The 3,355-nt window shown below is 60.2% G+C and carries 2 protein-coding genes and 1 pseudogene; all 3 read left to right on the forward strand.

Going from position 1 to position 3,355, the window contains the following annotated elements; translation table 11 throughout:
- Nucleotides 1-448: pseudogene (locus AC3B8H_RS19570) on the forward strand (hypothetical protein); the annotation flags it as partial.
- A 399-nt stretch (nucleotides 449-847) separates the two neighbouring features.
- On the forward strand, nucleotides 848-1,615 hold the full coding sequence (locus AC3B8H_RS19575; protein ID WP_488443200.1) for a hypothetical protein: 768 nt from the start codon (nucleotides 848-850) through the stop codon (nucleotides 1,613-1,615).
- Between the two features lie 229 nt (nucleotides 1,616-1,844).
- Nucleotides 1,845-3,119 carry an O-acetylhomoserine aminocarboxypropyltransferase/cysteine synthase family protein gene (locus tag AC3B8H_RS19580; protein WP_488443201.1) on the forward strand — a complete coding sequence of 425 codons (1,275 nt, stop codon included), beginning with the start codon at nucleotides 1,845-1,847 and terminating at the stop codon, nucleotides 3,117-3,119.
- Nucleotides 3,120-3,355: the final 236 nt, after the last annotated feature.

Raw genomic sequence — 3,355 nt, forward strand, 5'->3', positions numbered from 1 at the left:
GGCGATGTTCGTACTCGGTATTCTGCTGGCGGTCGTATTGAACGTTGACACGCTGCACATCGCCCGCTATTTGCGCTCGAATCCGGCGCTGGTATCGGAATTGGTCCAACTGGCGCAACGCGCCGATAACGCGGTCGGCCAGACCAATCCCGAAGGCGGCCAGACCGATGCGCAAAAACAACTGACGCAAAGCATTGCAGCGTTGAGAACCGACATCGCCCGTTTTCAACAATTGGCCCTGCCGATCGGCTGGAACATACAATACGACAGCGAAGGCACGCCCTGCGCGATCCAACGCCTGACCGACCAGAAAGCCCCTTGGCTGGGCTGGCTGATCACCGCGATGACCGGCACGCTGGGCGCGCCGTTCTGGTTCGACGCGATCTCCAAACTGTTCGCGATTCGCGGCTCCGGCCGCAAGCCGCCCGCCGGCGATACGGATAAATAAGCGATTTCCATCCACCCGTCAACTAAACTTTGTAATTCCGCCAATCCATCCCGTCATTCCGGCGAGGATCGCCGGAATCCAAGTTCCACGGATGGATCGCGGACTGCCATCCGTGGTGCTGGGAGGCCCGCGTCCCGGTGGGCATGACGGTGGTACTTAAACGTGATAAAGAACTACCCTAAAAAGAACAGTTGACGCGTATTACGGGCCGTTCGTGCTGAGCGAAGTCGAAGCATGAACGGCCCGTAATACACTCATCCAGCAGGTGAACCAAAAATCCCGCCAGTCCTTCGACAGCGCTCTCCTGAGCGTAGCCGAAGGCTCAGGACGAAGGGGATTTTTCATCGCTGAACTGCTCATTTTAGGATTAACCTCAGCCCAAACCCAGGACGACTCGCAATGACTGAACATTCTCAGCGCCCCATAAAAACTCACCGCACCGCCCACCCCAATTTCAAAGAGTTCGCGGCCGGCATCGGCGCCGGCGCCAAATTCGGCCTGTTGGCACTCGTCCTGCTGGCGGCCGGCTGCGAGTGCCAGCAAAAGCCGATTTTTCTGCCGGCGGCGATGGCCGGCAGGGTCGAACTGGTTGACGACTGCAGCGAGAGCTGCGACAACGAAGTACTTGCCGGCGCGGTCGCCGAACCGGAAAAAGGCGGAATCTCGTCGGGCAAACTGCTCCGCATTACCGACGACGTCGAAGTCTACCGGATGTGGAACGGCCCCGACGGCGGCTTGAACGCCTACGGCGGCAGCAACCGGCTTGGCCCTTGGTGGACCGCCGAACGCCCGTCCGGCACCGACCAGGACTACCGCGCCAAGAATGCGATCTGCCCCGAGTGGAACCAACTGAAATGGGTCGCCAAATGCACGCTAAAGAAAGGCACGCTGATTGCGATCGGCCCCACCCAGTCGGCACGCTGCCCGAGCGGCGAGTTCTACCCGGCCAACAACACCCAGCAAATCTACGTGGACAATTATTCGCCCAAGCACGTCAGTTGCGGCAAGTATCTGGACAGCGATTATCCAGTGGAAGGCAAGGATCTGGCGGTCAAGATTCCCTACACCGAGCCTAAGCCCAAGGACTGCCCCACCGAGACGGCAACCCAGCCCCCGGTCGCCGAGACGCCCTCGCCTTCACCGGCCAAGAAGGCCAAACGTAAATAAACCGCTACTCCGGCGGGTGAGAAAGTCCCGATTTTTATCGGGCGCCCACCCGCATCCCGCCTAGCCTATCCCGCTCCCGGAACGGTCGCCCGCGGTGTCCGGGCCACCGCCATGCCTAGCCCATCGGCCGCGAATCAAGAGAACCGGACTGGCGCGGCCGACGCCGGCTTGTATAATCGCGCCTTCCTCGCCGAGGATTAGCAAACCATAATAAACAACAGGAGTGTGTATGAGAATCGAAACCCAGGCGGTACATGCGGGCTATGCGCCGGACCCCACCACCAAGGCGGTCGCAGTACCGATTTACCAAACCGTCGCCTATGCCTTCGACAGCGCCCAGCACGGCGCGGATTTGTTCGACCTGAAAGTGCAAGGCAATATCTACACCCGCATCATGAACCCAACCCAGGACGTGTTGGAGCAACGGGTGGCGGCGATGGAAGGCGGCTTGGCGGCGCTGGCGCTGGCGTCCGGCCAGGCGGCCACCACCTATGCGATTCAAACCATCGCCGAAGCCGGCGATAACATCGTCTCGGCCTCGACCTTGTACGGCGGCACCTACAATTTGTTCGCCCATACCTTTCCGCAATTAGGCATTGAAGTGCGCTTCGCCGATCCGCGCCAGCCGGGCAGTTTCGCGCCGCTGATCGATAGCCGCACCAAGGCGATTTTTTGCGAATCCATCGGCAACCCGCTGGGCAATGTCACCGATTTCGCGGCCTTGGCCGAAGTCGCCCACGCCCACGGCATTCCGCTGATTGTCGATAACACCGTGCCGTCGCCGTATTTATGCCGGCCGATCGAGCACGGCGCCGACATCGTGGTGCATTCCCTGACCAAATACATGGGCGGCCACGGCAACGCGGTGGCCGGCATCATCGTCGATTCCGGCAAGTTCCCTTGGGCGGAACACAAGACTCGCTTCAAACGCCTGAACGAGCCGGATGTCAGCTATCACGGCGTGGTTTATACCGAAGCGCTGGGCGCCGCGGCCTACATCGGCCGGGCCAGGGTGGTACCGTTGCGCAACATGGGGGCGTCGATTGCGCCGATGAATGCGTTTTTGGTATTGCAGGGCATCGAAACGCTGCCATTGCGGATGGACCGCATCTGCGAGAATGCCTGGGAAATCGCCAAACTGTTGCAAGACCATCCGAAGGTGGCCTGGGTCAATTACGCCGGCCTGCCGGAACATCCCGACCACGCCTTGGTGCAACAATACATGGGCGGCAGGGCCTCGGGCATTTTAAGTTTCGGTTTGAAGCAAGGCGGCCGCGAAGCCGGAGCGCGGGTGCTGGACGCCTTCAAGTTGTTCACCCGCTTGGTGAATATCGGCGATGCCAAATCGCTGGCCACCCACCCGGCTTCGACCACCCACCGCCAGTTGAATCCCGAGGAACTGGCCAAGGCCGGGGTCAGCGAGGAAATGCTGCGGCTGTCGATCGGCATCGAGCATATCGACGATCTGGTCGAAGACTTGGAACAAGCGCTGGACGCGGCTTGAGGGCTGTCGAGCTCAACTTGCTGGGTTGGCGGCAGGATTCGCGGCGGTAGCTGGAGTACAAACCTGGGTTTGTACTCCCTAGCTGACCAACGACTTGACCGAAAATCCAGACAGTGGCTATATAGTTTGCGTCGTCGACTTTGTCGCGTTCGACGGCACGACTTTGCACGGCTACCCGGAGTACAAACCTGGGTTTGTACTCCGGCCCATATCACGAATATCCGAAATCGGAACTC

This window comes from Methylomonas sp. BG-2 (assembly GCF_057766305.1).

Coding starts and splice junctions, on each gene's coding strand:
- AC3B8H_RS19575 (WP_488443200.1), top strand. CDS start 848: ATGACTGAACATTCTCAGCGCCCCATAAAAACTCACCGCACCGCCCAC.
- AC3B8H_RS19580 (WP_488443201.1), top strand. CDS start 1,845: ATGAGAATCGAAACCCAGGCGGTACATGCGGGCTATGCGCCGGACCCC.